The organism is Lactobacillus sp. HBUAS51381, from assembly GCF_012641095.1.
Taxonomy (GTDB): Bacteria; Bacillota; Bacilli; order Lactobacillales; family Lactobacillaceae; genus Levilactobacillus.
Genome location: NZ_JAAVSC010000019.1, coordinates 49,256 through 56,117 on the forward strand (window position 1 = coordinate 49,256; position 6,862 = coordinate 56,117).

A 6,862-nucleotide genomic window follows, 5' to 3' on the forward strand; every position below is an offset into this window, starting at 1 on the left:
AGGGAATGTGTATGGCTTTAGAAGTTAGCCACGTTGTGGGAGGGTACTCCCAGATTCCCGTCTTAAAAGATATTAGTTTTGACGTTAAGGACGGCGAATTGGTTGGTTTAATCGGGCTAAATGGTGCCGGTAAATCGACAACAATTAATCATATTATTGGGTTATTGACGCCCCACAAAGGGACGATTACGTTAAACGGCGTGACGATTCAACAGGATAGTCAGGCTTACAAGCAACAGATTGCCTACATCCCAGAAACCCCGGTACTTTACCAGGAACTCACGTTGCGCGAACATTTGGAAGTCACGATGATGGCCTATGACTTGGATCATGATCAGGCGTGGAAAACGGCCCACAAATTATTGAAGACGTTTCGGTTGGATAATAAATTGGATTGGTTCCCTGCGAACTTTTCCAAGGGGATGAAGCAAAAGGTGATGATCGTCTGTGCCTTTCTGACGCAGGCTAAGTTGTTTATTATCGATGAACCCTTCTTGGGGCTCGATCCACTGGCGGTCAACGATCTCTTGCAGTTGATTGAAGATCGTAAGCGTAAGGGGGCCAGCATCCTCATGTCCACCCACGTGTTGGATACGGCGCAACGTTATTGTGACCGCTTTGTTCTCCTTCACAACGGGCAGGTGAAGACTGAAGGTACGCTCAGTGAGCTACAAGCCGCTCTTCCGGAAGCGGGGGAATCACTGAACGATATTTATCTGTCGATGACGAAGGTTGACCGCGCATGACCGCCTTATTTAAGACACGGCTGCAGCGCCATCTCCGGGAAATGGCCAAGTATTTGCGGCTCGTGTTCAATGATTTCTTCGTTTTTGCGCTACTCTTCTTGCTAGGTGGCCTGGGTTACGGGTATTCGAATATGTTGAAGACCCTAAAGGCCGGATACTGGTGGGCGCCGGTGGTTGCGCTTCTCGTGTTGGTGATTGTCGCGCAGATTGGCCGATTGGCCACGCTGATTGAGGATGCCGACCGGGTCTTCCTGCTACCGAAGGAACGGGCAATGCATGCCTATCTGGTGGCCGCACGGCGCTACAGTCAGGGCTTGGCCCAAGCCATGCAGATTGTCGCCGTCTTTTTACTGGCACCCTTCATGAGCGTCACGATGCATTGGACCGTCCTAAGTCTGGTTGCGTTGGGTGTCGCCCAGATTGTGCTAAAGGATGCGCTCTTGCGGTTGGACCTGGCCAGTGCCTATCAGGTAACGGGCCAGACGCGCATGAACCACTGGGCCATTAAATGGGGAGTCAGCCTCATTGTCTTGGCCGCCGGGCTTTGGACGTTGCCGTGGGTGGCCATCATTTTGGCGCTCGTGCTCGATGTCGCAGTCGCCGGATGGTTCGCCCAACACTGGCAGAAGCAACAGATTCGCTGGCGAGAACAGATTAAGATTGAGGATAACCGGATGCTTGGCATCTATCGGTTCTTCAATATGTTCACGGAGGTGCCGATGCTGTCGGGGACGATCAAACGCCGGCGCTACTTGGACGGCTTATACAGGCTCATCAAGCCCAGCCACGACCACTTGTACCTTTACCTCTTTAGCCGGGGGATGGTCCGCGGCAGCGAATTCAGTGGGCTGGTCGTCCGGCTGACCGTGATTGGCATGCTTCTTCTGTATTTCGTGCGTGGCGAATGGCTACCGGTCGTTTTGGCGGCGCTATTCATCTACCTGATTGGGTTTCAGCTATTGCCGTTCTTCCAGCAGTACGATGACGTGGTCTTTACCCACGTCTATCCCGTACTACCTGCCCAACGGCTCAAGAGCTTTGTGACGCTGGTAACCCTGATTCTTGGTGTCGCGGCGGGCTTACTGTGGCTGGTCGTTGTCGTGGCCAATCCCCACGTCGTGACCGCCGGCGTGACCCTGTTGGTCGAGGTCGTTGAGGTTTGGTATCTTGCGAGAATCTATACCCCCCAACGGTTAACGCGTTCTGCTGAAAATAGGGGTTGACGTGGGTCGCGTTTGCCCATAGAATTAATAATAGCTGACAAATCGAGGAGGGGTGGCCATGGCACTGGATATCAGTGACGGCTGGAGCTTGTATCCGCTGGGCGGGAATACCGGTACGGCGTATATGGGAACGAAGGCTTCACAAAAAGTGTTCTTAAAACAAAATGCGTCACCGTTTCTTGCCGCGCTCTCGATGGAGGGCATCACACCTCGGTTGGTGTGGACCAAGCGGCTTGCCAGTGGGGATGTGATGACGGCCCAGGAGTGGCTCAATGGTCGAACGTTGCATCGCGAAGAAATGCGCGAGCAACGGGTGGCCCGGCTGCTACATCGGGTGCACCATTCCCACCTACTTCATGATATGTTATTAAAAGTCGGCGGACGATTTACCACGCCCGCCCAGTTGTTAACTCGCTTACAGCCGGCCTTAGCCGCCGACTTGCGACGCCACCCGCTGATTCAATCGGCGTTTGCGACGTTACAAGGCGAGCAACCACAACTGCCCAAGACGCATTACGAAGTTTGTCATGGTGATTTAAATCATAAGAATTGGTTGCTGTCTGACCGGCGGCGCCTGTATCTGGTGGATTGGGATGCCGCAACATTTGCCGATCCCGCCTACGACTTAGGGGCCTTGCTCTGTGAGTACGTGCCGCTGGAAGAGTGGCAACGTTGGCTCCAGGACTACGGTGAGAAGATGACCACTGATCTGATCGCGCGGGTGAACTGGTACGCGCGGATCCACTGTCTGAGTGTGATTGCGGATAGTTACCATCAACAACGTTTTCAAATTATGAATCAACACTTAATTTTACTAGAAAAACTGACGAGAGCGTCAGTAACGGATTAAACGTCGGCGGGAGCGGGGCAGAACCTCGCGCCCGCCGTTGTGATTATGAGGAGGAATTGAATCGTGCGTGTGCGAAATAAACCGTGGGCCAAGGATTACGTGGCCGAACATCCCGAACGCTTGGTCGAAGAACCAGAACCTTTGAAGGGCAACTGGCAGAGCCGTTTTCCCAAGGAACAACCGTTGTTCGTGGAGATTGGAACGGGAAAGGGGCAGTTCATTGTGGAGATGGCCAAGGCCCATCCCGACCGGAACTTTATTGGTATTGAAATCCAATTTTCCGTGATTGCGGCGGCCTTAAAGAAGGTCGTGGCCAGTGAACTAACCAACATCCAACTGGTTCACACCGATGGCGAAGCGGTGAATACGTTCTTTGCGGCTGGCGAAGTGGCTGGTCTGTACCTGAACTTCTCCGATCCGTGGCCCAAGTCGCGCCACGCCAAGCGGCGGTTAACATCGCCCGTCTTTTTGGCGCACTACGCCGACGTTCTCCAACCCAATGGGGTCATTCAATTCAAGACCGATAACCGGGGACTGTTTGAGTATTCCCTGAGTAGTTTGAATAACTTCGGGTTAGTCTTTGATGGGGTGTGGTTGGATCTGCACGCCGCCACGGATGACGTGGAAGATATTCAAACCGAGTATGAACAAAAATTCTCAGCCAAGGGCCCAATCTATCAGGTGATTGCGCATTTCCCGACTGAAAACTAAACTTTAATCATTCGACCCGTGGGGGCAAGCATTGGCGATGAGCCAGCGTTTGCTTTCAGGGGCCTTTTTAAATAAAAAAAGATTGCGCCCCCTTTGACGTAGTTAAGGTGTAGAAGGGGGTGACCGCGGTGTTAGTGGCGGTATTACAGGATAAGTTGGTGGATGCGCTCTACGCAGAACGGCGGTCGGACTATGTTTGTCCGGCTTGTCATCAGCGCGTGGGGTTACGGCATGGGACCCGGGTACAGCCCTACTTTGCCCATCGGCCGCAAGCACCCTGTACGATTCTGAGTGAAGGTGAGACGCCGCAACATATCGCAGGGAAACGGCAATTGGCGACCTTCTTTGCGGATTGGGGAACGATAACGTTGGAACACGTGTTGCCCGCGATTCAACAACGAGCCGATTGCTGGGTCGCGCGGCCTGCCCGGTCACCAGTTGCCTTGGAGTTTCAATGTAGTCCCATTATGACCCGGCACGTTCTAGCGCGAACGCGTGGTTACCAGAAGTTGGGCGTTCAGCCGCTTTGGATTTTGGGGAGTCGCTATGCCCAACAGAAGCTGGGCTGGTCGTTAATTGAGCGGTTTGCCATGCGACTACGCGGGTGGGGGCTGTGCCTCTTATTCTGGGATGTTCGCCGCCAGCGGTTGCGGATCGATCACCATCTCTATCAGGACGCGTTGGGAAATTATCACGGTGGCACGGCCTGGTTGACCGGGTTGGCCGAGCTGATTGCCGGGGCCCAGTGGCCGATACCCGAGCCCGTCTTAGATTATCCGCTTTGGCGGTCCAAATTGGCCAGAGACCTTCACTTGAGAACGGCGGGCGTCTTGGCGGTTCAAGAACACCTCTATCCCTTAGGCCACCACCTTTTGGATATTCCCATGGCCCTGGCGACCACGGCGAAGACGGTGCCACTCTTTGGTCAGGGATTATTGGTCTGGCGAGCACTGGTCGCGGCTAAATTGTTTGCCTTACCCACGCAGAACGTCACGGCAGCCACGGTTGATCGGCTGGCTGAGGCGTGTTTTGCGATTGTGGGTGGTCATCGCCGTACGGTCTGGTTGACGATTGATCGGACATTAGAGATTGCTAAGCGTCACTTAATGGCCGACTTGGTGAGTCAGGGCTATTTACGGGAGACGGCTGGTGGTTGGGCGATTCAACGACAGTTAGGTTGGCCGGGAGAAAATTAAAGAATAATGAGATAACGAGTTGTCAGACCGCCAAACTTAGGAACGAAAGTGGTAAACTGAAAGTATGTAAATTTGAAGGAGGACGAAGACATGAAGCAAATTCCTAATCGTGCGGCGGTTCCCGAGGCCTTGACCTGGGATCTAACCCCAATTTATCCCGATGACGCGGCCTTTAAGCAGGCGGTCGTTGCCGTTAAACAACAGGCCAAGGAGGTGGCAACGCATCAGGGGCAACTGGCAGAAAGCGCGGCCGATCTTTACGAAGTCACGGCCGCCGTTTTCGACTTGAACCGGCAGTTGGAGAAAGTCTACGTCTACGCTTCCCTGAAGAACGATCAGGATACGAGCGATGCTAACGCACAGGCGCTGTCTGGCCAGGCAGAGAGCCTGGTTGCGACGGTTGCGGCGGCGACGTCTTGGTACGAACCAGAAGTCTTGAATCTCCCTCAGGTCGTTTTACAGGCGTTGATCGATGCCGAACCCCGGCTGACCGAGTACCAACACTTCTTTGACGTCTTGGGTGAACAGCGGGACCACACGTTATCGGCGGCGGAGGAGAAGTTGTTGGCCGGTGCCAGCGACATTTTCGGTGCTTCGGCGAAGACCTACAGCGTCCTCAGCGATGCCGACCTTAAATTCCCCGTTGTTCAAGACGAGGACGGCAAGGATGTCCGTTTGTCAGAGGGGTTATATGGGGTGTTGCTCCAATCAACCCAACCTAAGGTCCGAGAACAGGCTTTTAAGGCCCTGTATAGCGTGTATCAACAGTTCCGGCATACCTTTGCCAGCACGCTCTCAAGTGAGGTTAAAACGCATAATTTCAACGCTCAGGTCCGCCATTACGGGAGTGCCCGTGAGGCCGCGATGAGCAGTAACCATGTGCCAGCCGTGGTCTACGATACGTTGGTGAAGACGGTCAATGACCATCTGGAGTCGTTGCACCAATACGTCAACCTGCGTAAGGAAATTCTGGGCTTACCGGAACTTCACATGTACGATCTGTACACGCCAATCACCGGGGAACCTAGCCTGAAATACACGTATCCGGAAGCCCAACAGGAGGCCCTCAAGGCCCTGAACGTCTTGGGTCCCGATTACGTGGCTAATGTCCAAAAAATGTTTGACGGCCGCGCCATTGACGTTGTCGAAAATCAAGGGAAGCGAACAGGAGCCTACTCCGGTGGGATGTACGATACCAAGCCGTATATCTTGCTGAACTGGCAGGATAGCCTTGAGAGTCTCTTCACGTTGGTTCATGAAATGGGTCACAGCATGCACAGCCACTATACTCGGACCAACCAACCTTATCAGTACGGCGATTATTCGATTTTTGTGGCGGAGATTGCGTCGACGACTAACGAAAACCTGCTGACGGATTATCTGTTAAAGACCCAAACCGATCCGCAAGTCCGGGCATACGTGCTGAACCATTACCTGGACGGCTTCAAGGGGACGGTGTACCGGCAGACCCAGTTCGCCGAATTTGAAGATTACATTCACCAACAGGCCGCGGCCGGCGAAACGCTGACGGCTGACTTTATGAGTAAGTTCTACGGTGACCTGAATCAGCGCTACTACGGCGATGGGGTCATCTCGGATCCGCAAATTGCCGATGAGTGGACGCGGATTCCGCATTTCTATTACGACTACTACGTTTACCAATATTCCACTGGGTTTGCAGCAGCGACAACGCTGGCCCAACGGATTCTAAGTGGGGATACGGCAAAGCGTGATGCCTACCTGAACTACTTGAAGTCCGGCAGTTCTGCGCTACCGATTACGGTGATGCAGAAGGCGGGTGTCGATATGACCAAGCCCGATTACTTGGAGACCGCCTTCAAGACGTTTGACGAACGGCTGGCGGAATTCAGCCAGTTAGCACACGAATTGAAGAAATAAACAAATGGCGTCATCACTGTGATTACTTGCAGTGATGACGCCGTTTTAATTTAGTCTGCTGAAGGTTGAGAGATAGAAAACAGCTAGAAGCCTTGTTGTGACAAGGATAGCAGCCATTGTAATATGATAGTCGTGTATTGGCCGCCTTACCGTTCGCCAAATTTGGTCTGGATCGCTGTGGGAAGGATCGGGAAAAGCCAAAGTGCTGTCTTTTCCCTCGCTTTGAGCCGTCAGCCC

General features: G+C 53.4%; 7 protein-coding genes. 6 read left to right on the forward strand and 1 reads right to left on the reverse strand.

Going from position 1 to position 6,862, the window contains the following annotated elements; genetic code table 11:
* The first annotated feature begins 11 nt into the window (after nt 1–11).
* From HEQ50_RS07885 to pepF, 6 genes are all read left to right on the forward strand, one after another.
* Entirely contained in the window at nt 12–746 is a 735-nt protein-coding gene (locus HEQ50_RS07885; RefSeq protein ID WP_168899968.1) for an ABC transporter ATP-binding protein, read from the forward strand.
* Nucleotides 743–1,969 (forward strand): ABC transporter permease, encoded by a 1,227-nt coding sequence (locus tag HEQ50_RS07890; protein ID WP_168899969.1) that lies wholly within the window; start codon nt 743–745, stop codon nt 1,967–1,969. Before HEQ50_RS07885 ends, HEQ50_RS07890 begins: the two co-directional genes overlap by 4 nt.
* Nucleotides 1,970–2,027: 58 nt before the next feature.
* Nucleotides 2,028–2,819 (forward strand): phosphotransferase family protein, encoded by a 792-nt coding sequence (locus tag HEQ50_RS07895; RefSeq protein WP_168899970.1) that lies wholly within the window; start codon nt 2,028–2,030, stop codon nt 2,817–2,819.
* 63 nt (nt 2,820–2,882) lie between these two features.
* Entirely contained in the window at nt 2,883–3,530 is a 648-nt protein-coding gene (gene trmB, locus HEQ50_RS07900; protein ID WP_168899971.1) for a tRNA (guanosine(46)-N7)-methyltransferase TrmB, read from the forward strand.
* A gap of 128 nt (nt 3,531–3,658) precedes the next feature.
* Nucleotides 3,659–4,726: a competence protein CoiA family protein gene (locus HEQ50_RS07905; protein ID WP_168899972.1), complete on the forward strand. Its 1,068-nt coding sequence runs from the start codon at nt 3,659–3,661 to the stop codon at nt 4,724–4,726.
* Nucleotides 4,727–4,816: 90 nt separating this feature from the next.
* Nucleotides 4,817–6,625 carry an oligoendopeptidase F gene (gene pepF / locus HEQ50_RS07910; protein ID WP_168899973.1) on the forward strand — a complete coding sequence of 603 codons (1,809 nt, stop codon included), beginning with the start codon at nt 4,817–4,819 and terminating at the stop codon, nt 6,623–6,625.
* A gap of 45 nt (nt 6,626–6,670) precedes the next feature.
* Here pepF and HEQ50_RS12740 read toward each other — a convergent pair.
* Nucleotides 6,671–6,862, reverse strand: a 192-nt coding sequence (locus HEQ50_RS12740) for a hypothetical protein (RefSeq protein WP_211089271.1), incomplete at its 5' end; no start/stop codon positions are given.